Here is a 23,017-nt window from a genome sequence, read left to right on the forward strand (position 1 = left end):
AAACTCATTGTGGGGAACTTCCAAGCTCAGGGCCGGAACTTTTTTGATCTTGTTCCAGTTGGGTGACGAATCAATTCACCCTCTGCTCGTTTTTTCAGTTTGGGCTTGTGGTAATTATGGATGTTTGTCCTGCTGTGTTGCGCTGATGACGCCACGCCAGAGGGCGCTGTCAAGGTCAACCATCCGCCGTTCCTTTGTGGCCAGATGAATGGGGACATGGGTGAAGAAATTGTTCCAGTAGCCGATCACAAGATTGGTTTTTCCGCTCATGCCCGCATGCACGGCATGTTCTGCAAGTAGATAGCAAAACACTGCATCTGCTGCGTTTGCTGAAACGCTTCGGATGTGATAGCTGGGATCCAGATACTTGATGCTGATTGCGAGATTATTTTGTTTGAAGTATGCCGTTATCTCCTTCTTAAGTAGTTCTCCAATATCATCCTTGAGGATGTTCCCTGAAGCGTCGACTCTGCTTTCAATGTTGTTGAAAAGGTCTTGCCCGGCCCCTTCTGCGACTACAATCACAGCATGGTTGTTCCGTTGCAGTCTGCGTTGAATCGCTGCACAGATGCCTTCGGGCCCACTGATTTGAAACGGGGTCTCGGGAATAAGACAGACATCCACAATGGAATTGGCCAGTGATGCGGTCGCGCTAATAAAGCCAGAGTCTCGACCCATCAGCTTCACGATTCCAATACCGTTTTCGGCACCTTCTGCTTCGTGGTGGGCGGATGTGATGATTTCCGACGCTACCTGGACAGAGGTTTCGAAGCCGAAGGTTTTTTCAACAAAACCGAGATCGTTGTCGATGGTTTTCGGCACGCCGACAACGCTGATGTTGGCTTGACGTTTGTTGGCTGCTTCCGCGATTGCTTGAGCCCCCTTCAATGTGCCATCGCCGCCGATGCAGAACAGGAGATTGATTTTTCTACGCTGGAGCTCGTCCACCATGATTTCTGGATCCTGATTGCCTCTCGACGATCCAAGAATGGTCCCGCCCTGTTTGTGAATCTGTTCAACAACAGATGAATTCAGCTGGATCGGTTCTTGTTTTGATTGTTGCGTCAAGCCTTTGTAGCCATAGCGAATGCCAATAATCTCTTTGACGCCATAGTCCTGTTCCAAGACGTTGACCAGTCCCTTGATCACATTGTTCAGCCCCGGACATAGCCCACCGCAGGTGATAATTGCTGCGCGGGTTGTATCTAGATTGTGAAAGATTCTTTTCCGGGCTCCGGCCTTCTCAAATGCCGGCAATTGTTTGCATGTTTCGAGTTGTTGATTCAGGTTCTTGATCTGACTGGAAAAAATAATTTTCTCTGAGTCGTCAACAAAAATCTCTTGGCTGCAGGGGTTGGCATAGGTTGCTTCCCCAAGCTGTTGAATTTCGAAATTGAAGTTATCAGGATTTTTCAGAACGTTCTCGTATGCCATGCGTGTAAGACGCTCAGTGCTCGTAATCTGACGACAGATTTTTTACTTTGCAACCAACGTCAAGTCGTTGTTGTCTTGGTTCGCTGGTGGCGTAATCCATGTCCGGCTGCCAGTCTTGAAAAACTGCTGCATGACAGATGTTGAAACAGGCAGTTTTCGTTCAGGCAGGTGCGCTGCTGCTGCTCGGGAGTGCCCTCTGGGCCCTGCCCAGCCGTGCCGCTCAGCCTCGTGTTGTTGAGGTCCCGGCGGGACCTGCCTTCGTCAAGCTGCCCGGCGCTACTGAGATCACTGCACGCTCGGGTCAGTCGTTGAAGACAAATGCGTTGCTACGCACCACAAAGCCAGGTCGCATGCAGGTGATGTTGGGCAACGGGCGTCAGTTCCGCATGGGGGGTGATGCTCTGTTGCGCTTGGGTGCGTCCGACGTCGAATTGTTGAAGGGTTCCATCATCGGCTGGATCAAGCCAGGGACTCCGCATCGCAGTCCCTTCTCGATCAAAACGCGGTTGGCCACGGCTTCGATTCAGGGCACCACCGTTTTTTTGGAGTTCACCGACAAGCAGTTCAAGGTGTTCAGCTGGGAAGGCAGGGTTCGGGTGGAGACGAGCAATGGCCAACGCTTCACCTTGAACAGTGGTCAGCAGCTGCTTTTGGATCTCAAGCGTCAGATGGTTGAGGTCAGCGGTCGCTTGGATGGTTTGGAATCCGCTTTAGGTGAGTTGGGCGGCGGCATCGTGACGCCGCCGACTCCTGGGCGAGATGGCTACAGCAGTCCTCGTTCGCGTCAACAGGATCAGCAGGAGTACGACTGGGAGCCCCCCCAGCCGCTGTCTGCCCAGGATGCTGAACGTCGCCTTCAGAAGAGCCTTCTCATCAACGGTTTCTCAACCCCCTTGGAGACCTTGCCGGACATCGAGCGGGAACTGGGGGTTTCGGCGCCAGCTCCTTGAGACGTTTGATCCGCCGGCATCTTGTTCCGTGTCTGTGGCGGGCATCGCTGCTGTTGCCCCTGGCCATGCTCCCGTTGCTGTCGCGTTTGGACGCCACGGGCCGGCAGCTCCTTTTTCAATGGCGTGGCCCGATTGAGCCCCCCGATGACGTGGTGCTGCTGGGCATCGATGAGGCGTCACTGGATCCACAGCTGTCTGACTTCGGCTCCTGGCCCTGGCCGCGTGCGCTGCAGGCAGACCTGGCCCGTGCGGTTTTCCGTCAGGGTGCCCGTCGTGTCGTCTTCAACATCGTTCATGTTGGGCCCAGCGGTTTTGGTCCAACCGACGACCTTGCCTTCCAACACGCGTTGCAACCATGGCAAGACCGGGTGGTGTTGAGCGCCTCTCTGGTGCGACAGCAGCTGGAGGGTCACGAGCAGGTTCAACTGAGACGTCCCTGGTACACGAGTTATCCCGTGGGACTGTCGGCGTTTTCGATGAACGCCTTCGGTGTTGTGCAGTCTGTTCCGGGACGGCAGAGCCTGAAGGGGATGCTCAATGACTTTTCTGAGCCCCACCCTCGCGCTTTAGCGCCCCTCGCTGCAGGGGTTGCTTCATCACAAGGTGATAACGGCATTGATTTCCTCGGACCCAGCGGACACATACCGGTGATTCCCGCCTGGGCCGTGGGCACGCTTCCGCAAGACACCTGGCGGAACAAGGTCGTCATTATCGGTTCCACGGCCCCTTCGCTGGGTGATCAGCTGGAGACCCCTTTTGGTCAGCAGAGCGGCTCTGAGGTTTTGCTATCGGCCATTGCAGGCTTCCAAAGCGGACGAGGCTTTCGCTGGCCTGATGTCTCCCATTTGGTGGCATTGATGGCCCTCTGGTTGCTGTTGTGTCAATGGCGTATCGCAGCTCCATCGACCGCCCTTGGCACAGCGATCACAACCGCTCTTCTGGAGGCTCTGGTAACCGGGGGCGTTGTTTTGGCTTGGTTCAACGGCCTTTGGTTGCCTGGCGCAGCTTTGATGCTGATGCCGTTGATCGCGGGAAGTCTCCGGGCGGGAGACCAATTCCAGCGGGAAAGCGCTCAACGGAGATTTCTGCACTCGGTGCTGTCGCGCAGGGTGTCACCGAATCTCATGCGCGACATGCTGCGGTCGGGGCAGGAGAGCTGGACGCGTCTTGGTGGCCGTCGCGAGCGTTGTGTGGTGTTGTTCACCGACTTGGTGGGATTCACAGCCCGCAGCAACGTGATGGATGCGGAGGCCCTGTTTGGCTTGTTGAATCGCTATTTCGAGGCAATTGCAGCTCCGGTGCTGCGGGAGCAGGGGTTGTTGGACAAATTCATTGGTGATGCCCTGATGGCGGAATTCGGGGTGCCCGTGCATCGGGGCGATCGTGCCGAGGCTCTGGCAGCTGTGCGGGCTGCCCTGGCGATGCAGGCCAACCTTGAGGTTCTGAATCGAGAACTCGATCAGGAAGGTTTGGCACCGCTACGCCAGGGAATTGGTATTCACTGTGGTGAAGTGATTGCCGGCAATCTGGGGTCGAGCCACCGGCTGGAGTACACCGTGATTGGGGCACCGGTGAATCTGGCCAGCCGGCTTGAATCCCTCACAAGGCAATTTCCGAACTATCCGATTCTGATGAGTGGAGATGTCAGGAATCTCATCGCGGAGGATGTTGTGGTTGATGATCTGGGCTCCCATGTGGTGAAAGGCTGGCCGGATCCCATCGCCGTTTTTGGCTTGATCTCACTGCGCTCCGATTCTTGATCGGGTTGACCAGCGGAGTTGGCTCAGCCGGCTTCAACAACCTTTCTCTGCCCCTGAACATAGGTCTGAAGTACTTGGTTGGGAATCAATTCGCGTTCTGCTTTCCCTGAGATGAGATAGTCGAGAATGGCTTCTCCACTTTGGGGATTGGTGGCAAAGGGGATCTGATACACATCGCAGAGGCGTCCCAGGGCTTCGATGTCAGCATGGTGAGGGTGAGCAGACAGTGGATCCCTGAAAAAGATCACCCCGCAAATATTCTTTGTTGAGATCAGAGTTCCGACGGCCTGATCGCCACCGAGGGGGCCTGATGCCACTTTCTTGCTAAGGCAAAGCCCAGTTTTCTTATAAAGCATGCTGCCCGTCGTGCCGGTTGCAATCAGTGGAAATGTTTCTAATTTGTTGGTGTGTATGCCGCAAAATTCCATCAAACTTTCTTTCATGTTGTTGTGAGCAATCAGGGCTAAGTATTTCCGCTTGTCGCTATAGTTTTCGGCGGCAAATTGCTCGGCTCGTGCGCGCCTGATAGCTTGAAAGTATTCTCGGTACTTCAGGGCCAGCGGCTGGTTTTGGCCCAGGAAGTTTTCGAAGTCGTGAATTGAAAATCGACCAACGGTTGTTGGCTCAATGGTTTGAACGTCAGCAACGCGCGTTGCTTCCTCTGAAAAGAGGCTCTCTCCAATAATGGCTCCTGTTTGTTCAATGGCGAGCTGGCGTTCGCCGTCAAGGATTTGAACAAGTCCATCCAGGATGAACACCATGCTGTCTGAGGGTTCGCCCTTCTTCATCAAGATGGTTTCTGCTTGGATCACCTCGATCGAGACATATTCAGCGAGGCTTTTGATCTCATCGGTGTTGAAGGAATGCTTCAGGTTGCCTTCGCGCTGAAGAATCTCGATCAGTGCGTTGCGATCCATAATCGATAAAACGTTGATCAGACCTTAAGGGTTTTTTGTCAATCAGCTGTGCACTTGGCAAGACGCAGCCGTTGTTCTTAGTCCTGAAGGTATGTGGTTTGTTGAAGGCTGCTTTCGAGGTGATCAAGAAGACGACGTGATTCGTCGATGCGGAGTTGGCCGTTGTTGATGGCCGCCTCCGCCGCCACCCGCAAGCGCTCAAGTAAGGCGCGGGGGTCGTGCTCCATGGCCTCGAGCACATTGGCATTGGTGTCACCCCGTACGACGTGGTCAATGCGATAGCTACCGCCTGGGCTGAGGCGGATGTGGACGGCGTTGGTTGTGCCAAAAAGATTGTGCAGATTGCCCATCACTTCCTGATAGGCGCCGCTGAGAAACAGCCCGATTAGATACGGGCTGTTGTCATTGAGCTCGTGGAGCTCTAGCAGATGTTTGGGTTGTCCATCCCCGATGAAGCGATCCAGGCGTCCATCGGAATCGCAGGTGAGGTCGGCGAGATTGGCCAGTCGTGTCGGCCGTTGATCCAGCTGTTGGATGGGCACAACTGGAAACAGCTGATCGATGGCCCAGGTGTCGGGTGCCGAGCGGAAGATCGACAAGTTGGCGTAATACGTTCCTGCCAAGGCTTTGCTGAGGGCTGAGAGCTCTTCAGGGATGGCTTGATCTTTTGGCAGCCGTTTTGCAATGGCATCGGCGCAGGCCCACGTCAGCTGTTCGGCTGTGGCTCGGTCGGGCAGACCCATGTATCCAAGCCGGAATGCGGCGAGAGCATCCTGCTTGAACTTCAAGGCGTCGTTCCAGGCTTCCTGAAGCCGCACCAGCTGCGCATCCGCTGTCACCGACAGCTGTTGGATGGTGGCGAGGGTGTCCCGGAGGTTGCGAACGGTGAGTGGTTCGTCTCCTGTGGCGTTGGGAATCGAGGCCGGGAGTGCGCTACTTCCCAGGATGTCGAACACCAGCAGGGAGAAATGACTGGCAATGGCGCGGCCGCTTTCGCTTACCAGCGTGGGCACGGCAACATCATTGGGTTCGCAGCATTCCCGCACCGTGGCCACGACATCGTTGGCGTAGTTCTGGAGCGAGTAGTTCGTGGAGGCTGCCGATGCTGTGCGGCTGCCGTCGTAGTCGATGCCGAGTCCGCCGCCGACATCCAGGAATCCCATCGGGGCCCCTAGGCGGGTGAGCTCCACATAGATCTGCCCCGCTTCTTGGAGAGCGTCCTTGAGAACGGCAATGTCGTTGATCTGACTGCCGATGTGGAAGTGCAGCAGGCGGAGATCCTGGAGCAGATCGTGGTCCCGAAGACGTTCCACCGTTGCCAACAACTCGGGAATGGAGAGACCAAATTTGGCCTTGTCGCCGACGGAACTGCCCCAGCGCCCTGTGCTGCGGCTGGAGAGCTTGGCTCGCACACCGATGTAGGGCGCAGCACCCAGATTTTTGCTGGCTTCAATAATTCGGTCGACTTCGTCTGGCTGTTCAATCACAACCACAGGTTGCCGTCCCAGGCGTCGCGCCAGGATTGCCGTTTCGATGTACAGGCGATCTTTGTAGCCGTTGCAGATCAACAAGGCTTCGGGATCGTCCAGCAGCGATAGAGCGATCAGCAGCTCCGCTTTGCTGCCAGCTTCCAGCCCGAAGTTCCAGCGGTGGCCGCAGCTCACCAACTCCTCCACCACGTGGCGTTGTTGGTTGCATTTCACCGGGAAGACACCTTGGTATCGCCCTTGGTAGCTGTATTGCGCGATGGCGCGTTCAAAGGCTGCGTGGAGCCGTTCCAAGCGGTCTTCGAGGATGTCGTCGAAGCGAATCAGCAGCGGCAGGGCAAGATTTCGGCTTTTGAGCTCCGACACCAGATCCACCAGATCCAGGCTTCCGCCGCGATCTCCTTGGGGTTGGACGCTGATGTGCCCGCGCCCGTTGATGGAGAAGTACGGATCCCCCCAGCGGTCGAGCCCGTACAGCGCAGCACTGTCTTCAATCGACCAGCCTTCGCTGTCAGCCACTGGCATTCGTCGTGGGGAATGGACGGAATCTAGGGACATTCCCTGCGCTGCCCAAGGCCTGTGCTTGCCAAGCGGGGTGGCCAGCACTGACGATGGCGGCGCTTTTAATTGACACACACCATGGCCGAACGCACGTTCATCGCCATCAAGCCCGACGGCGTCCAGCGCGGCCTGGTTGGCGAGATCCTCGGCCGCTTCGAGCGCAAGGGGTTCAAGCTGGTGGGCCTGAAGCAGATCACCCCCAGCCGCGCCCTGGCTGAGCAGCACTACGGCGTCCACAAAGAGCGTCCCTTCTTTGCCGGTCTCGTCGACTTCATCACATCCGGTCCTGTGGTGGCCATGGTTTGGGAAGGCGATGGTGTGATCGCCAGCGCCCGCAAACTGATCGGCGCCACCAAGCCCCTCGAGGCTGAGCCCGGCACCATTCGTGGCGACCTGGCCGTCAACATCGGTCGCAACGTGATTCACGGTTCCGATGCGCCCGAAACAGCTGCATTTGAGATTGGTCTTTGGTTCGAAGCCTCTGAGCTGAACGACTGGTCCCCATCCGATCAGGAGTGGCGGGTCGAGGGCTGATCGCTCAGTTTTCGAATCGGTTCCAGTGGAAAGCCTCCAGCAACGCCTTTGCGGCCGCGTTGGGGGCTTTTTGCATCACGGCGCCGGCAGTGAGCTCGGCGGTGATGGCAGCGAGGAGAACACCATTGCGGTGATGACCGCAGGCCAGCCAGAGTCCTGGAAATGGGCCTGACCCAAGCAAGGGGCCTTCGTCTGGCGTGCAGGGTCGGAACCCCCACCAACGCTCCATGGGCGGCCAGTTAGCGGCCATGGGGAGCAGGCTGGTGATGCCTGTTTGGAGTTGTTTTTGGCCATCGGGTGTGAGGCCTTCCGCGAATCCAGCGTCCCGTTCGCTGGTGGCCCCCACAACGATTAGTCCGTCCTCACGTGGAACCAGATAGGTCCCGGGGCCGAAGATCACGCGCTTGAGCGCTTCCCGCGGCCCTTGCAGGGAGAGCATTTGACCCTTAACAGGGAACACCGGGAGCTCGGGCACCAGGTGTTGACTCCAGGCGCCGCTGCAAAGCACCCCTTGTCGGCAGTGCAGCTGTTGCTCGCTTCCTTCGGCACTGCGCAGATGGATCCCGCAGAGGTGTCCCGCGGAATCACGCTCTAGAGCAATCACTTCGGCGCCTTCCATGAATTGAACGCCCAAGGAGACGCAGGCGCGCTCTAGAGCTCGCATCAGTCGACGGCGGTTGTCGATTTGGCCGTCTTGTTCGAAGAGCAACCCTGTCGTCCAATCCGGGCCCAAACCTGGAATCTCTCGATCCAGGCTGGCGCGGTCGAGTGTTTGTCCGAGCTGGGCCGTTGGGTAGGCGTCCCGTTCGCTTGCTGTGCGGAATGGCACCACGATGCCGCTGGTGCGAAGTCCGCAGCTCAAGCCGCTGTCACTTTCGATTTGGGCGACCCAGCGGGGAATCCCCTCCAAGCTGGCCTGCCCCAGGCGTAGTAGATCGCCGCTCAGGCCTTCGGCATGGGGCGCCAGCATGCCCGCAGCAACAAAACCTGCCGCTTCGCTGCGGCGTCGGCTGATCACCAGCACTGTTTGGTTGTGACGGGCGAGTTGATGGGCAATGGCTAAGCCCATCAACCCACCCCCCAGCACGAGCGTTGCTGGCGTCTGTGCAGGGGTCATGGCTGGCTTAACTCTCCAGGCGGGGTGATGCAGCGACCGTCAGCAGATGCTCCAGCTGGCCAGCCGCTTGTTCCATGCTGTCAGGCCCTTGGCGCAGTGTGCTGCAGATGCTCGCCAGTGAAGTGGCATCACCGCGTGATGAGGCATCAATCCCATCCAGCAACAGGTTGATCATCCGGTTGCTGTTGCGGCAGCGTTCACTGCTGAGCAGCAGCATTTCAGCAGCCAGTTCAGCGTCGAAGAGAACCGCACTGTGAAGTGCCTCTCGCGAAAATCGCAGGATTTCTGTGTTGGCCTCCAGCACCCGAACCCGCGCGCCGTGCCGGGTCTCTCCTATTCCAAACAGGGCCATTTCCCCAAGAACTGCGCCCGCCCCCACTTCAGCAATGGTTCGGGACGCGTTCCCGTTCTGATGGATTTCGATGGAGAGATGGCCCTGTTGCACCAGCAAGAGCGAGTCAGCGACATCGCCTTGTTCAATCAGAACGGCATTGTGTTCAGGGAGAAGCAGCTCGGGTTCAAGTTGCTTCAAATGGGTCTGAAGCAGATGCCACAGCCTGAGGTTGATGGGTTCTTGCTCCTGTGCTTCGGGGTCCATTCCGGCCAGGCAACGACACCCATACTGATTGGCCAGGGCCTGATTCCATAGGATCCCGGAAACTGCAACACACCAGGGGCGCATGGCCGACGCAGCAACCCAACCGGCCTGGGAGGCCGTGATCGGTCTCGAGACCCACGTGCAGCTGGGAACGGACAGCAAAATTTTCACCGCGGCGTCGACCACCTTTGGCGATGACCCCAACACCCACATTGATCCGGTGGTGTGCGGTTTGCCCGGCACGCTGCCTGTTCTGAATCAGAAGGTTCTCGAATATGCGGTGAAGGCCGCGATGGCGCTGAATCTCAACATCGCCGAACACAGCAAGTTCGACCGTAAGCAGTACTTCTATCCAGACCTGCCGAAGAACTATCAGATCTCTCAGTACGACCAGCCGATCGCTGAGGAGGGTTGGATTGAGGTGGAGGTTGCTGAAAAGGGAAAAGACACCTACCTCAAGACGATCGGGATCGAGCGTCTGCACATGGAGGAGGACGCCGGCAAGTTGGTGCATGCCGGTAGCGACCGCCTGGCGGGATCCACCCATTCCTTGGTGGATTACAACCGCGCCGGTGTGGCCCTGGCCGAGATCGTCAGCAAGCCGGATCTGCGCACCGGTCGCGAGGCGGCGGAATACGCCTCAGAGATCCGCCGGATCATGCGTTATCTGGGTGTGAGCGACGGCAACATGCAGGAGGGATCCCTGCGTTGCGACGTCAACATCTCGGTGCGCCGTGGGCCGGATGCGCCCTTCGGCACGAAGGTGGAGATCAAGAACATGAACTCGTTCTCGGCCATCCAAAAGGCCTGCGAATACGAGATCAAACGTCAGATCAAGGCCTACGAAACCGGTGAGCCGATCGTTCAGGAGACCCGCCTCTGGGATGAGGGCAAGCAGCTCACCAAGAGCATGCGCAGCAAGGAGGGGGCCAGCGATTACCGCTACTTCCCTGATCCCGACCTGGGCCCCATCGAAGTAAGCGCCAATCAGCGGGAGTCCTGGCGCTCGGAACTTCCGGAGCTGCCGGCAGCCAAGCGGCATCGCTATGCCCAGGACCTGGGTCTGTCCCAGTACGACGCCAGGGTGCTCACCGACGAGCGGCCGATGGCGGATTACTTCGAGGTTGTTGTGAGCGCCGGTGCCGACGCCAAGCTTGCAGCGAACTGGATCACCGGCGACATCGCCGCCCATGTGAACAGCAACCGGCTTAGTTATGCCGAACTGCCCTTCCGCCCGGAGCAGTTGGCTGAGATGGTTCAACTGATCGATGGTGGCAAGATCAGTGGAAAAATCGCCAAAGAGATCCTTCCGGAGCTGCTTGAGAAAGGCGGCTCTCCCAAGGCGATCGTCGATGAGCGTGGCCTCGGGATGATTAGCGATCCGGCTGCGATTGAGGCGATCGTCGACGAGCTGCTCGGTGCTCATCCCGATGAGGTGGAGGCCTTCCGTGGTGGCAAGACCAAGTTGCAGGGCTTTTTCGTTGGACAGTTGATGAAGAAGACTGGTGGTAAGGCCGATCCCAAGCTGGCCAACCAGATTCTCAGCAAGAAACTCAAGGGTTGATGAGCGGAGCAGCAGCCATTCCCGACACCTGGAAGGAGTGGTTGCTGCAGAACCGAGATCGTGGCTGTGATCCTGAGGAGCTAATGCAGCGGGCTCTCGGTCAGGGTTTTGCGCGAGATGCGATTGCGGACGTTCTCCAATCGACATCGCAGGCGCCGACTGCTAAGGGCTCACCCACGGCTGATTGGCTCGCCTGGTTCGAGGCACCCCTGACTCGTCCTGAACATCGGCCGCGTGCCTGGCGCCTGGATACGTCTCTCGCCCAGGTCTATGAGTTGCCTGCACTTCTCAGCCACGAGGAATGCGAGGCGGTGATCGAAGCCATCAATGCGTCACTGCAGCCATCGACGGTGACCCGTGGCACCAGCGATTACCGCACCAGCCGAACCTGCCATCTGCGTCAGAACCATCCGCAGCTTGTTGCGCGTCTTGATCAGCGGTTTGCGGCGCTGTTTGGCGTGGATCCGCGTCTGTCGGAACCCATCCAGGGTCAACGCTATGACCCAGGCCAATACTTCAAGGAACACACGGACTGGTTTGCGCCTGGGACGAAGGAATACGCCACGCACACAGACAGCGGTGGGCAACGCACTTGGACGGTGATGGTCTATCTCAATGCTGTTGAACGTGGCGGAGAAACCCTGTTCCGCCGCCTTGGCCGTTCCTTCACGCCTTTGCCTGGTATGGCGTTGGCCTGGAACAACCTTCAGGCCGATGGAACCCCCAATCCCTTCACGCTGCATGAAGCCCTGCCCGTGGAGGAGGGGAACAAATGGGTGATCACCAAGTGGTTCCGTGCCGACGTTGGGCGGAACGGTTAACCACGATTCGCCTCCCCCATGCTGCTGAGCAGCGCCATGGCTTGGGTTTGCCAAGCACCGGGTTTGCCTTGATTGGAAAGAACGTGATCCGCCAGGGCACGTTTGCGACTCAGGGGCCATTGGGCGGCGATGCGGCCTTGGGCGGCTGCAGGACTTAGGCCGTCGCGCGCGATCAATCTCTTGAGTTGCTGGGATTCATCGCAGTCCACAAGCCAGATTTCGCTGCAGAGTGATTCCAAACCCGCTTCGAACAACAGCGGAATCATCAACACGATCGCTGGCGTCTCGGCATGGCGTGTGAGTTCTTGATCGAAGCGGTCCCGCACGATCGGGTGAATCAGTTGCTCGAGCCAGTGCCGCTCAGCGGAGTCTTGGAACACGATCCGACCCAGTGCCGCTCGGTCGATGGTCGCTGCCTCCTTTGCTTGAACTGCTGAGCCATACCGCTGCAGCACGGTATTGGTGGCGTTTCGACCGGGCTCGAGGGCCTCTCGGGCGAATTGATCCGCATCCAACACCGGGAGGCCTTGTTGCGCCAACCAACGGCCCACGCTGCTTTTGCCGCTGGCAATCCCGCCTGTGAGCCCGATGCGTCGTTGCGAGAACCGCTCGCCAGGCGCCATGGTGTCGGAGCAGGATGCATTCAGTGTCTCGCGGCGGATTAGCGGTGGCGATGGCTTCTTCTTGGCAACCAATCCAGGGTGGTGTCACGGCATCGGAGGGGTTCCAAGCGGCAGGCATCGTTGCGGGTCTCAAGCCCTCGGGCAAGCCAGATCTGGCCCTGTTGTTGGCACCGGAGGCGGCCGTTTGTGCTGGCACCTTCACCACCTCAGTGGTGCGGGCGGCCTGTGTTGATCTTTGCCGTGATCGCCTCTCCAGCAATGGCGGCCAGGTCCGTGCGGTGTTGATCAATTCTGGTCAGGCCAATGCCTGCACCGGTGATCGCGGTCTGGTCGACAGCCAGCGCGCCACCCAAGTGCTCGCTGATCAGCTCGGCTTGGATGCGGAGTCGGTGTTGATCTGCTCCACCGGCGTGATCGGTGTGCCGATCCCGATGACGACATTGTTGGCCGGGTTGGCTCCTTTGGTGGAGACCTTGGATGATGAGGGTGGTGATGCCGCTGCCAACGCCATCCTCACCACAGATCTGGTGGATAAGCAGGTGGCGCTTGAACTGGAGCTGGAGGGTCGCCGGGTGCGCATTGGAGGGATGGCCAAAGGCTCGGGAATGATTCATCCCGACATGGCCACGATGCTTGGCTTCTTCAGTTGCGATGCCGGCGTCGACGCCGCCGTCTGGCAGGGGATGGTGCAGCGGGCGGTGCAGCGTTCCTTCAATGCCATCACCGTGGACGGAGACACCAGCACCAACGACACCGTGCTGGCCTTCGCGGCAGGCCCGCCGCTGCCGAAAGAGCACCATGCAGTTCTGGAACAGGGCCTCACCCAGGCGATGCAGCACCTCGCCAAGGCCATTGCCCGGGATGGCGAAGGAGCGACCTGTTTGATCGCAGTACAGGTCGAGGGAGCTGTGGATGAGGCCTCGGCGTTGCAGGTGGCGCGCACGGTGTGTGGCTCTTCCTTGGTGAAAACCGCTGTCCATGGCCGGGATCCGAATTGGGGGCGGATCGTGGCTGCTGCAGGTCGCTCCGGCGTGTCCTTTGATCCAGATGCGGTCGCCCTGTGGATTGGTGCGCATCAGTTGATGGCGGCAGGTCAACCCTTGGCCTTTGATCGTGGTGCAGCCAGCGAAGTGTTGCGGCAGGATCACGTCACGATTCGCCTCTCCCTGGGGAATGGCACCGGCTGCGGTCAGGCCTGGGGTTGTGACCTTTCGGATCAATACGTGCGCATCAACGCCGACTACACCACTTAATCTTAAACCCATTGCAGTGCAAGGGATTTGAAAGGCGCGTGAACAGTGTTCACATCATGTCCACAGGTCACTCACAACGTAAATTGGAATATTCTTGATTCATCAAGCGAGGGAAAAGTTCTATTACTGCCACTTGTTGGTGATCAATAAATTTACCTATTGGCACCTCATGGCGTAAATAAATAAGCACAATTATTTTGAGGCCAAGGAATAAAATTGATGAATTTAAATGGTGATTAATATTGGATAAACTGCTCTCTATTAATAAATTGCCGCCTCGCCCTCTTGTAAGGCATTTGGAATCTATTCTGTTTTGCGAACATCTTGTTTTGCCAAAGTGGACAGTCGTAGACTAAGAACCAAGAGGTCTGGCGAGGAAAACTAAATCATGGCAATTACGTATTATATGCACCCCATGAAATGCGGTGGATCCAGCGTCAGGCGAGTCTTAAAAGAACTTCAAATCGATTACTATGAAACCGAAGAACTCTCTCTAAACGAAAACACGTTATCACTTTTAGATAATAGCAAAAGCAATAATGTTTTAGTCTTTGGTCACATCCAAGACCTGCCACTACCCAGCAAGACGGATTCAAATTCAGCATCTATTCGGTCAAAAATTATTGAAATCTTGTATGATGAATGTCAAATAGTAATGCCCACAAGGCATCCTGCAAATCTGGTTCAATCATGGATGCATTATTGCAAAACTAGGGCAGTCAAAGTTTTGAGCAACGCGCAGCAAGATCACGGAAAAGGAACGAAAAGAAAGAACAATGATCTTGCAATGCTATTGAGGATAACCAGCTTAAAGCAAGACGGATTGTTCTTAAAATCAGGGAAAATTATATCAACTGGGAAAGAGATACGATTGAGAGACGAGGATGAAGAAGAAAACATTATCAGATTCACAAAGCATTTGCTTTTAAAAGAAAAATTTTACCCACCTTTACTTGGATTGCAGTACCAGCTATACCAACCAATTTATCGGCAAATTAAAGAGTCAATATACCGTGCAGAAAAGTATATTCTTCCAGAATATCCACGAATAATATATTACGACTCCTCCTCTCCTTCAATGCTCTTCGGCGAAAGGATAGGTCAAATAATTCATCCTAATTTTTTGTCTAATCTCAAAGCAACAAGAGTTAATTTTTCCCAAGATCCGCCAATTAGACTCGCATCGACGATGCCGAAGATTCTTAATTTTTTAGAGCACATACATTATGGCGAAAATCAGATCTTCAAAAAATCTACCTATTGAGACGTGAATTGGTCACCTTGACGTATGTCGATCCGTAGTAGCGATTATCATCGGGACATTTAACTTCATAACTCTCACCAGTACTTAGGAAGAAGTTTCTCTCAATCTCCTTCTCTGGGTTGGTGACCCTTGGATCGTTCTGGACCAGGGCATCCAGGGTCTGCTCATAGATGTCCATGGTTCGCGGGTAGGAGCGGTGCAGGGATCGTTCCCTGAATCGCTTTGACATTCCTGTGATCAGCATCTGTCCGTCCTCCCTTACTTCTTGCGGTTGAAGGCAACCTGGATTGCTTCTTCAATGACTGCTTCTGGTTTCCTCTTGGTCTTCTTGGAAACTTCAACGAGCATCTCGTAGTGCACTTTTGATATTTGGATTGATTTCATGCGATTGAATACCTTTCTCCTACTTGCTCTTCGACTTTTCTTGCTTCGCGTCTGATGCAGCGACGTAAGAACTGAGACTTGGTGGTCATCTCTAAATGTGCCAACCGGTCCAGTTCTTCAATCAGATGCAGTTCGTGCGCGGGGAATGAGATCAGAACGGATTTGCCATGAACATTGCTTCCGCTTCTGCTTCCATAATTTGACGTAATTCGTGTTTGCATTTCGCTTGACATTCCTTTATAAGACTATTTAACCAAGGCATCTTTCCTGACGAAAGATTCATGTCGTAATGTTCGATCTGATCACGCAAATATGATTTGCGATCTAGCACCTGCTTTGTTGTCATTGTAGAGATCCATGATTGGTGTGAAATCAACATCACTAGATGGATCAATGACCTCATATGCAGGATGAAAAAGGTCCACCTGCTTAGTCATGTATTTGACCAAACCCCAGACTCCACCTTTGCTTTCCTTGATTTCGGTTACATCAGTTCCCACGTATCCGTTAGGAATTGATTGATTGAGATCGCGACAAACTTTTGCAATAAATTTGTTTTGTATCTCAACTGGTGGAACCTGCCCCATCTTCATTCCAAATGCTGCTTCCTCATTCAGATTGAGCATGAAGTTCATCATGCTGTTAGTGGGATCCTTCCAACGTTCATCTGGTATGCGTTCCAGTATTAGATGCCTGTGATAACCAAGATAATGAGGAGAGTCTTCGTCAGTATGCTTCTCGATTACGATAATAACGTGAAGATCTGATTTGAAAAATTGTCTAAGTTTTTCCTTAGATGGTGATTATCCTTAATGACTCTATTGTAATCCTTCTGTTTGAAGTAGTAGTCAGCAGTAAGAAAATAATAGTACTCAATACCAGATAGTTCTATCTGTTTCATGAGTATTCTTCTTACGTTCCATTGCCTTTCAATCATGTCATTAAGGAGATAATCTTATTGGATCCCTATACTCAAAGAACTACCCCAGCAAGTAGGGCAGCGATAAGTACAACTTCTACATGTCGGTGTCACCTAGTGAAGCACTTATAGAAATTATATTTGTTATATCTATATAGAGATTTTAGAAACTGATGAGGACTTTGTTCGATAGAACGCGGTCTTAGATCAATGTTCTGAGAACGTTTTTGAGGACATTCTTATATGAAGATTCTATATGAATCTCCCAAAATTGTCAACAATCACTCTTTTAGTGTTGTTGATCCTGGAATTCTTCAAACCAGTCCACATCTAGTGTCTGCCAATCACCAGAGATCAATTCCAGCAATTCGGTTTGTAGAGCATATTTGTCTTTACCTTCAAGCACCTCAAATCGCTCTGATGCATTGCTGATGATCAGAGCGATTGCTTGGCAGATATGGAACTCTTGCTCCTTGTTCAGGCGATCTCCTGCTCTTTCACGATTCTGGTGATGGTTGCAAGTGCCAGTCCTGTCTGTTCCTTGATTGATCGGTAGGACTCGCCCTCTTCCCTCAGGCGCAGCACCAGTGCCTCCTTCTTGGCAGAGGTCTTAGGTCTGCCACCAAGGTCTCCACCCGTCTTCCTGCGGTGCTCAACTGACTCCCTGCTGCGCTCCTGGATAAGTGACCTTTCAACCTCTGAGAGACCTGTAAGGAGTCCCACCACCAGTGGTGCCATCTTCCCCAGCGCCTGAGTGTCTATGAGTCCATCCAGCGTTTTCAGATGAATGCCTTGCTGTTGCAGGTTGTTCAGTCGGTTGATGACCTCCACCTGGGACCTGCCTAAGCGGTCCAACTTGGCGACACAGAGCAAGTCGCCTTTACGGAGAACAGAGAGGCAGGCACGGAGTTGATGCCTCTTATCAAGCGTCGTGGTGCTGCTGACTTTCTCGAAGAACACCTCTTCGCATCCATCCGCTTTGAGGTCCTCCACCTGTGAGTCGGTGGATTGATGAGTGGTGGAGCAGCGGGCGTATCCGATTTTCCGTCCCATCGTTCGGAAAGAATCTGACTTTCCAGAACATTAGCAGAAATTTGCCCGAACAGGCTTTCCGAACGCCTGTCGGGTTCCTTTTTGGCGTTTGGACTTGCTTCTGGACTTGTTGGAGCAACCCTTGGGTTTCCGAACGCCGGATTCTTCCGTTTTGCCCCTTGACTAAACCCGGGCATACGTGATTAGAACTGATGTACTGTTCACGGAGGGTTCATGGCAGAGGGTTGGTTGATCGACGCCAACGACCATTGGGTGTGGCGTTTCCACCGGGATGACTCCGCCTGGGTCAGAGATCCGAAGGTCTTCATGGATCGTGGTCGGTCAATGCCAGACGGACCACCACTGCTTAAAGAGCGTCGTTATCTCAGGAAGGGCGATGCAGAGCAGATGTGGAAGTCACTCCAAAACCAGGGATGGAGGAAGACGTCTCCCTTATGGGGCGTGACTGCCGAACCCTGAACGGTCGTCACCACCCCTTCTGACGGTTCTCCTACTACTCACAGGAGAGCACCAGGAGGAAGGTGATGGGGCGACGAGGGAAGAGACACCTGACCTCTGGGGATGAGATCCCAGGGGTCTTTTTATGCCTCGTCCTTTACGTATGGATCTCTCATCCAGTCAGTGCTCAGTGCTGCTTTGGGTGACCGCTTCCTTCCCGTGGAGAGTGCCCCGGTTGCTCGCTTCGCGTCGTAATGGAAGTAATGCTCCTGGACGTATTGGATCGACGTGTCGCAGTTATTGCAGACGGTCGCGATCGGAACGCCGCGTTCAAGAGCGAAGGTGATCCAGGTGTGGCGGAACGAGTACCAGGTCAGGGTTTTGCCGGTTGCGACATCGATCTTCCGGCAGTTGTTGCTGTCGTCTTCGGACCAGGTGGCAAGACCGGACTCCACCAGCATCTCCTTCAATCCATCGCCCCAGATCCGGGCGCTCAGGGGTGCCCCGGTCTTTTGGTTGGTGAACAGCAGATCGCTTTGCTTCTTGGGGCGCGTTATCTGACGTAAGCGTTCCAGGTGTCGCACCACTGGTGCTGACAGTTCGTACCAGCGACCGGTCTTGGTGTTCTCGGGTGGCACTTCGATGAGGCACCAGATCTTCTGGTCTTCTTTGGAGAGGGTCTTGTTGTCCGAGATATGAGACCAGCGCATCTTCCTGAGTGATCCGATGCGGATTCCTGACTCCATGGAGATCCTCATTGCCAGGTAGAGCATCAAGCGATGGTCCTGCTGCTCCTGCGCTCTGTTCGACTTCCTGGTGCCTTTCCCTTTATTCACGCCATATAGGGAGTTCCTCGTGATCGGTCTGGTGCTGTCAGACCCTTTGTTTGGACCTCGGGTGATCTTGTGAAATCCCAGTGCCTGTCTGTCTTTTGAGAAACGGGTGAGACCCTCTGTCCAATAGAGACGCGTTGTCTTTTCCAGTTGCACCCACTCTTCGGCAGAGAACGCTGAGCGTCGGAACGATTGGTCTTTGGGCACCTTGGCGTTCGGTATGTCCGGAAGTTGGTCCCTCGTTATGAACCCCTGCGCCAATGCCACTTCGCGGAACATCCGGCGGATCGTGGAGAACTCACCGTTCAGGGTTGTGGGTCTTGGCAGCACTCGTCCTGCCTTGTCCATTGCATTGGTCGTCTCCTGTCTCCACTGCTGGTAGGTCTCCAAGTAGGAGCGGCGAAACAAGTGGACTTGCTTTGTGCTCCCGCATCCACCCTTCCGGGTGCAGAAGTCCAGGAAGTGCCTGGTCTGGTTCCTGATCAGTCGGAAACGCCCATCAGTGATGCCCTCATGAGGTGTCCCGCTGATCCGCCTCTTCTCCCTGGCGATGAAGCGATCCACCATCTCTCCAATTGTCAGGACGTTGACCGCCTCTCCACGGTCTGACTTGGTACGGAGTTCGATGTATCGCTCTTGCGCCAGTTCCAGCGCTTCATCCAGTCCTGCTGGCGTCGGATCAGGGAACCTCCCATTCGAGTGCTTCAAGACGAAGCGGTGTCTGGTTTTGGTTTCGGGGTTGTGGAAGTAGAGGGACCAGCGACCACCCCGTTGACCGTTCCGAAACACGTACGCGTTATTCCGCTTCCCTCCTTGCAGATCCACCCGATCCAGCACTTTTGATTGGGTGGTCGCCTTGGGCATTTGTTGGCAGTTTGTTCACGCCCTTCACCGCCACGACTGGGATGTGAGGGTTGTTCACAGATTGTTCACACCCAGTATAAGCGCCCAAAACTCAGTTCACAACTGAGTTTCTGAGATAAGTGAGTATCAACGCCGATTACACTATGTAAGCTAAGAACCCTGTGATCACCCCCATTCGGAGGAATTGATTTCTAGGGGTAACATCCTTCAGTTACGTAATTAATTCCTGCTCTAGTCCACCGAAATCAACAGGAATCACGGGTGATATCGATGCAGCGCTTTCAGATAGAGAACCAATGATTCATCAGACGTGTTCATTGGGATGCAAATGCTCCCGAGGAAGTTCTTTGTTGCCAGAAAAAGCCGAGCAGGCTAATGCTTCTTGCGCAAAATTCCTTGCTAATTGGCGCGATTAACCCTTTGAGTGCAACACTATGGGGCAATAATATGTTACGTGCCCTTCTGGATTTGCGTGGCATATTCTTGGTGCTTGGCAAAGGCAAGTCGAATAACCGGATTCAATCCTTTTAATTCAAGAAAGCTAGTCGTCAAAGTGTTAATTGCTGCCCCGGAAGTATTGTTGGCTCAGTGCACATATTTACAGCCCTCAAAGGAGTAATGCACAAGGTGCATGGCATAAGCTATTTTCTGGCTTCTCGCAGATACTTAAATAGGTCTTCCTCGGTAGAAAGATTATAAATATTGCCATAAGATTCCATTGTTTTGATATAGTTGATTGACCCAAGATTTTCGGTGAGAGAATGAAGCAATTCGCGGTTATCAAATCTCTTAAAAGGAGGCTTATGCTCAGGATTGAACAACGACCTTTTCCATATTACTGTCTGAGGATTGCCAGATTTAACTATTGTGGAATAATCATAAGAACGCAAATAATGATTTATTAAGTAGAGAACCTTGTAAGTATCGCCATGCCATTTTTGAGAGACTTCAACATTATCTTGAACACTCCAACGCCTTGCTTCATAGCATAATTCTTGCGATCTAAGAGAGCTGTACATGTCACTTGGAAGAGTGTCGTCTATCAGAATCAATGACTCCGGCCTGCAAAAGCAGAGAGAGTTGCAGAGGTCCGCAAAAGTTTGTTCATATGTGTGAAGCCCGTCCAAATAGACAATATCAAACTTAATGTCTTGACGGAAGCCGTTGAAAAATTTGTCGCTTTTTGTGCTATAAAACAACACTTTTGAGCTTGAGTATTGTTGAGTATCAAACTTAAATCTTGGGTCAACAGCGACCTTAGTCCCATCAAATGACAAGCTATTGAATACCTGCCCTTTCCATACTCCGATCTCAAGATAGTTCTTTGCATCAATAATAGCGCTTAATTCATTAATCCTTCTAATCGTATCGATGGTCATTTTGAGATTTTAAGAAAATAATAACCAGTTAAGTATTGGATTAGATGAAGTTGCGGATTTCATTAAGGTTTATATGAACTGACGCTATGAGCAGTTAAGTATTCAAAAAAAATCAAACTGCTCAATTAATAAATCAGCCTGTCCCTTCAGTAAAATGAAGTCAAGTCGGTGGTTGCGTTGCTAAGCGTCTTCAGCAAATGAAAAGACTTTTCGCCACTGCAATCGCCTTATCAATGCTTTGTGCGCTGCCAGCAGCCGCTGAAACTGTGCTTAGCCATCGTGATTTGTCTCATAACTAATCTACTGAACATAGCAACAGTTTAATATGGCTTATTCTTAAAATAGAAATGAATGATTTAGAATAATGCAATGAAAATGGCGCCTTGTATATGGCCAATCAGGCAATCTAATCTTTTTATCGAGAGAGTAGAGATTCATTTGTGGTGAAGATAAGTAAATGAAGCACCTAATTGCTGTTGCTTCTCTAATGGCTTTTCTATTCCTGCTCAGGCGGAGACAATTTATCTACTAATTAAATCAGATGTGAAGGGTGCTGGTTTAGCAGTTCACTCAATCCAAATGTCCTCACAAGAGCGGTGTGCAGAGGAAGCTGCTTCATTAGTGATTAGATGTTAGGGTTACATCTATCAGGATTTGAGATCTGCGTGGACAGCGTGAAAGAATTGCAAGAGCAGCTGAGAAAGGTTGCCTATGATTTTATTCCAAAAATCAAAGAGCCCCTACGGCATATACACACACGCAAATACAAATTCAGTTGTATAGATAAAAAAGGAGATGACAAACAAGAAAATTCCAGCCTCTTCTCTCTGGTTCTCGTTGAAACCAGAAAATCGCAGAGTCGAGCGCTGAAAATAGCAGTCAAAGCTCTCCTGAGGAAGGTCAATGCGCCATTAACTTTGATATGCGGGAGCAAGAATGCAGTAGACGTTTATAATATAATGCAATCGTTAGAATGCGGAACTTACAAAATTCTGCTGATAGAAGAAATTATTCAATGCGCAAATGACTATAACGAGTTACTGATGAGTATTGATTTTTGGAATAACATTTACCGTACGGAAAAGGTCATTGTTTTCCAGGCTGACTCAGCGGTATGCGAAAAGAGTGATTTTATAATTAACGATTTTCAGAATTTTGATTATATTGGTGGCCAATGGAAAATTTGTCGCCCTTGCGGTCTTGATATCTACGGTGGATCTGGGGGTTTTAGTCTCAGAGACAGGAAATTTTCTATGCAAGCACTGCAATTATTTGGAGACGTGCCTTGGCAATTCGGTGAGGACGGTTTTTATGGTTTTTTTATAGACGTCCTTGGAGGAAATGTAGCCAGAGAAGAAGAGATTAATCAATTCTGCTCAGAGAAACAATGGAAAGAGGGCTGCTTTGCTGTTCACAAGCTGAGGGTTGATCTTGACGATCAAGAACTTATTCAATCATTGGCAATTCATTGTCCCCAATGGTTAAAAATAAAGAATATTGATCATCGCATTTTTAATGTTGATTAGCTTCGACTGCGCGATTTGAAGCCTCCGTTCTGAATCCCTGTCACAATCCGAGTCTTCGTCAGACCACCTGTGGACAAGACCAGCACTCCTGACGCTCCCGATGTGACCCAGCCCCGTTTCTGGGTGGGCCCCCTTGTGGCTGGTTGTTGTTTTGCCCTCGGCTACGGCATCACCGATCGGGTGCTGACGCTGCAGACCAATGCTGAAGATCTCGCCCCTCAGGCCTTCGCTCCGCTTGCGTTTCCAGGGGATTCCTTGCAGGAGATCCGAGCCCGGTTCAGCGATGGCGATGCAGATCTGCAAGTGGATGTCACAGCCCTAGAGGCCGCCGATGCTGCGAGCCGACCGGCCAAGCCAGCGGTCAAGACAACGATCAAACCCGATCTCGCTCTGCAGACGCCCCAACCCCCGGTGTGGACGGCCCCTGTTTGGTCTGATCCCCAAACCATCGCCCCAGATCCCGAGCTCGATCTGCAGCAGGCAGTCCCCGAAGCAGGTGGACCCGCGCCATCCACAGTCCAGGAGCAGGAGCTGGACTTGGGTCTGGTGGATGACGGCACCAACGATTCGCTGGTCTTCCCTGAGCCCACAGATGCCGCCCCTGCTGTTGTCCTCCCTGCCGATGATTCATCGGTGTTGATGGCTGAGCCGGGTTCAGCTGTAGTGCCCCCGGGCGCGGAAGCTTTTTTTGAAACCATTGAGCCCGTGATCCCTCCTCAGCCCTGATCTCCTGTTGGA

Annotated in this window: 20 protein-coding genes; 10 read left to right on the plus strand and 10 right to left on the minus strand. The window is 53.5% G+C overall.

What is annotated here, in order from left to right; translation table 11 throughout:
- Nucleotides 1-114: 114 nt before the first annotated feature.
- A complete protein-coding gene (locus NCN06_RS11095; protein WP_226397453.1) occupies nt 115-1,434 on the minus strand; it encodes an ATP-dependent 6-phosphofructokinase in 1,320 nt (439 codons plus the stop codon).
- A 140-nt stretch (nt 1,435-1,574) separates the two neighbouring features.
- On the opposite strand from NCN06_RS11095, the gene NCN06_RS11100 reads away from it, so the two are divergent.
- Complete coding sequence (locus tag NCN06_RS11100) at nt 1,575-2,384, plus strand: FecR domain-containing protein (protein WP_170952171.1); 810 nt, start codon at nt 1,575-1,577, stop codon at nt 2,382-2,384.
- Nucleotides 2,381-4,144 carry an adenylate/guanylate cyclase domain-containing protein gene (locus NCN06_RS11105; protein ID WP_226397452.1) on the plus strand — a complete coding sequence of 588 codons (1,764 nt, stop codon included), beginning with the start codon at nt 2,381-2,383 and terminating at the stop codon, nt 4,142-4,144. Before NCN06_RS11100 ends, NCN06_RS11105 begins: the two co-directional genes overlap by 4 nt.
- Before the next feature lie 23 nt (nt 4,145-4,167).
- Here the strand turns inward: NCN06_RS11105 and NCN06_RS11110 are convergent, their stop codons facing one another.
- Nucleotides 4,168-5,061: a methylglyoxal synthase gene (locus NCN06_RS11110; protein ID WP_226397451.1), complete on the minus strand. Its 894-nt coding sequence runs from the start codon at nt 5,059-5,061 to the stop codon at nt 4,168-4,170.
- A gap of 77 nt (nt 5,062-5,138) precedes the next feature.
- Nucleotides 5,139-7,073 carry a biosynthetic arginine decarboxylase gene (speA, locus tag NCN06_RS11115; RefSeq protein ID WP_226397450.1) on the minus strand — a complete coding sequence of 645 codons (1,935 nt, stop codon included), beginning with the start codon at nt 7,071-7,073 and terminating at the stop codon, nt 5,139-5,141.
- 114 nt (nt 7,074-7,187) lie between these two features.
- On the opposite strand from speA, the gene ndk reads away from it, so the two are divergent.
- Nucleotides 7,188-7,643 carry a nucleoside-diphosphate kinase gene (gene ndk, locus NCN06_RS11120; RefSeq protein WP_115024564.1) on the plus strand — a complete coding sequence of 152 codons (456 nt, stop codon included), beginning with the start codon at nt 7,188-7,190 and terminating at the stop codon, nt 7,641-7,643.
- Nucleotides 7,644-7,647: 4 nt separating this feature from the next.
- Here ndk and NCN06_RS11125 read toward each other — a convergent pair whose 3' ends face one another.
- Complete coding sequence (locus tag NCN06_RS11125) at nt 7,648-8,760, minus strand: FAD-dependent oxidoreductase (RefSeq protein ID WP_226397449.1); 1,113 nt, start codon at nt 8,758-8,760, stop codon at nt 7,648-7,650.
- 7 nt (nt 8,761-8,767) lie between these two features.
- Nucleotides 8,768-9,358, minus strand: a complete 591-nt coding sequence (locus tag NCN06_RS11130; protein ID WP_226397448.1) for a cyclic nucleotide-binding domain-containing protein — start codon at nt 9,356-9,358, stop codon at nt 8,768-8,770.
- Between the two features lie 82 nt (nt 9,359-9,440).
- Here NCN06_RS11130 and gatB point away from each other — a divergent pair, with 82 nt between their 5' ends.
- Both gatB and NCN06_RS11140 read left to right on the plus strand, forming a co-directional pair.
- Complete coding sequence (gene gatB, locus NCN06_RS11135) at nt 9,441-10,922, plus strand: Asp-tRNA(Asn)/Glu-tRNA(Gln) amidotransferase subunit GatB (protein ID WP_226397447.1); 1,482 nt, start codon at nt 9,441-9,443, stop codon at nt 10,920-10,922.
- Nucleotides 10,922-11,743 carry a prolyl hydroxylase family protein gene (locus tag NCN06_RS11140; RefSeq protein ID WP_226397446.1) on the plus strand — a complete coding sequence of 274 codons (822 nt, stop codon included), beginning with the start codon at nt 10,922-10,924 and terminating at the stop codon, nt 11,741-11,743. Before gatB ends, NCN06_RS11140 begins: the two co-directional genes overlap by 1 nt.
- On the opposite strand, the gene coaE is transcribed toward NCN06_RS11140, so the two are convergent.
- Nucleotides 11,740-12,366, minus strand: coding sequence for a dephospho-CoA kinase (coaE, locus tag NCN06_RS11145; RefSeq protein WP_226397445.1), 627 nt, complete (start codon nt 12,364-12,366; stop codon nt 11,740-11,742). The two genes, NCN06_RS11140 and coaE, sit on opposite strands and share 4 nt — an antisense overlap.
- Nucleotides 12,367-12,416: 50 nt before the next feature.
- Between coaE and argJ the strand changes: the two genes are divergently transcribed.
- Together argJ and NCN06_RS11155 are read left to right on the plus strand one after the other, a co-directional pair.
- Nucleotides 12,417-13,619, plus strand: a complete 1,203-nt coding sequence (gene argJ / locus NCN06_RS11150) for a bifunctional glutamate N-acetyltransferase/amino-acid acetyltransferase ArgJ (protein WP_226397566.1) — start codon at nt 12,417-12,419, stop codon at nt 13,617-13,619.
- A 388-nt stretch (nt 13,620-14,007) separates the two neighbouring features.
- Nucleotides 14,008-14,883 (plus strand): hypothetical protein, encoded by an 876-nt coding sequence (locus NCN06_RS11155; RefSeq protein ID WP_250398934.1) that lies wholly within the window; start codon nt 14,008-14,010, stop codon nt 14,881-14,883.
- Between the two features lie 686 nt (nt 14,884-15,569).
- Here the strand turns inward: NCN06_RS11155 and NCN06_RS11160 are convergent.
- Nucleotides 15,570-15,893: a hypothetical protein gene (locus tag NCN06_RS11160; RefSeq protein ID WP_250398935.1), complete on the minus strand. Its 324-nt coding sequence runs from the start codon at nt 15,891-15,893 to the stop codon at nt 15,570-15,572.
- Nucleotides 15,894-16,663: 770 nt separating this feature from the next.
- Nucleotides 16,664-17,239, minus strand: a complete 576-nt coding sequence (locus tag NCN06_RS11165) for a recombinase family protein (RefSeq protein ID WP_250398936.1) — start codon at nt 17,237-17,239, stop codon at nt 16,664-16,666.
- A 213-nt stretch (nt 17,240-17,452) separates the two neighbouring features.
- Between NCN06_RS11165 and NCN06_RS11170 the strand changes: the two genes are divergently transcribed.
- A complete protein-coding gene (locus tag NCN06_RS11170; RefSeq protein ID WP_250398937.1) occupies nt 17,453-17,698 on the plus strand; it encodes a DUF1651 domain-containing protein in 246 nt (81 codons plus the stop codon).
- Nucleotides 17,699-17,820: 122 nt separating this feature from the next.
- Here NCN06_RS11170 and NCN06_RS11175 read toward each other — a convergent pair whose 3' ends face one another.
- On the minus strand, nt 17,821-19,374 hold the full coding sequence (locus NCN06_RS11175; RefSeq protein ID WP_250398938.1) for a tyrosine-type recombinase/integrase: 1,554 nt from the start codon (nt 19,372-19,374) through the stop codon (nt 17,821-17,823).
- A gap of 641 nt (nt 19,375-20,015) precedes the next feature.
- On the minus strand, nt 20,016-20,753 hold the full coding sequence (locus tag NCN06_RS11180; protein ID WP_226397444.1) for a class I SAM-dependent methyltransferase: 738 nt from the start codon (nt 20,751-20,753) through the stop codon (nt 20,016-20,018).
- A gap of 665 nt (nt 20,754-21,418) precedes the next feature.
- Between NCN06_RS11180 and NCN06_RS11185 the strand changes: the two genes are divergently transcribed.
- Both NCN06_RS11185 and NCN06_RS11190 read left to right on the plus strand, forming a co-directional pair.
- The gene (locus tag NCN06_RS11185) at nt 21,419-22,279 is read left to right on the plus strand and encodes a DUF5672 family protein (protein WP_226397443.1); all 861 of its coding nucleotides are present in this window, start codon (nt 21,419-21,421) and stop codon (nt 22,277-22,279) included.
- A 69-nt stretch (nt 22,280-22,348) separates the two neighbouring features.
- Nucleotides 22,349-23,005 (plus strand): hypothetical protein, encoded by a 657-nt coding sequence (locus tag NCN06_RS11190; RefSeq protein ID WP_226397442.1) that lies wholly within the window; start codon nt 22,349-22,351, stop codon nt 23,003-23,005.
- The last annotated feature ends 12 nt before the right edge of the window (nt 23,006-23,017 follow it).

The sequence above is a fragment of the Synechococcus sp. MU1648 genome, assembly GCF_023630615.1.
In the GTDB taxonomy this organism is placed as follows: Bacteria; Cyanobacteriota; Cyanobacteriia; order PCC-6307; family Cyanobiaceae; genus Parasynechococcus.

Coding starts and splice junctions, on each gene's coding strand:
- NCN06_RS11130 (WP_226397448.1), bottom strand. CDS start 9,358: ATGGACCCCGAAGCACAGGAGCAAGAACCCATCAACCTCAGGCTGTGG.
- gatB (WP_226397447.1), top strand. CDS start 9,441: ATGGCCGACGCAGCAACCCAACCGGCCTGGGAGGCCGTGATCGGTCTC.
- NCN06_RS11125 (WP_226397449.1), bottom strand. CDS start 8,760: ATGACCCCTGCACAGACGCCAGCAACGCTCGTGCTGGGGGGTGGGTTG.
- NCN06_RS11140 (WP_226397446.1), top strand. CDS start 10,922: ATGAGCGGAGCAGCAGCCATTCCCGACACCTGGAAGGAGTGGTTGCTG.
- coaE (WP_226397445.1), bottom strand. CDS start 12,366: ATGGCGCCTGGCGAGCGGTTCTCGCAACGACGCATCGGGCTCACAGGC.
- NCN06_RS11165 (WP_250398936.1), bottom strand. CDS start 17,239: ATGGGACGGAAAATCGGATACGCCCGCTGCTCCACCACTCATCAATCC.
- NCN06_RS11095 (WP_226397453.1), bottom strand. CDS start 1,434: ATGGCATACGAGAACGTTCTGAAAAATCCTGATAACTTCAATTTCGAA.
- NCN06_RS11160 (WP_250398935.1), bottom strand. CDS start 15,893: ATGCTCAATCTGAATGAGGAAGCAGCATTTGGAATGAAGATGGGGCAG.
- NCN06_RS11155 (WP_250398934.1), top strand. CDS start 14,008: ATGGCAATTACGTATTATATGCACCCCATGAAATGCGGTGGATCCAGC.
- NCN06_RS11110 (WP_226397451.1), bottom strand. CDS start 5,061: ATGGATCGCAACGCACTGATCGAGATTCTTCAGCGCGAAGGCAACCTG.
- NCN06_RS11170 (WP_250398937.1), top strand. CDS start 17,453: ATGGCAGAGGGTTGGTTGATCGACGCCAACGACCATTGGGTGTGGCGT.
- ndk (WP_115024564.1), top strand. CDS start 7,188: ATGGCCGAACGCACGTTCATCGCCATCAAGCCCGACGGCGTCCAGCGC.
- NCN06_RS11175 (WP_250398938.1), bottom strand. CDS start 19,374: ATGCCCAAGGCGACCACCCAATCAAAAGTGCTGGATCGGGTGGATCTG.
- argJ (WP_226397566.1), top strand. CDS start 12,417: ATGGCTTCTTCTTGGCAACCAATCCAGGGTGGTGTCACGGCATCGGAG.
- NCN06_RS11180 (WP_226397444.1), bottom strand. CDS start 20,753: ATGACCATCGATACGATTAGAAGGATTAATGAATTAAGCGCTATTATT.
- speA (WP_226397450.1), bottom strand. CDS start 7,073: ATGCCAGTGGCTGACAGCGAAGGCTGGTCGATTGAAGACAGTGCTGCG.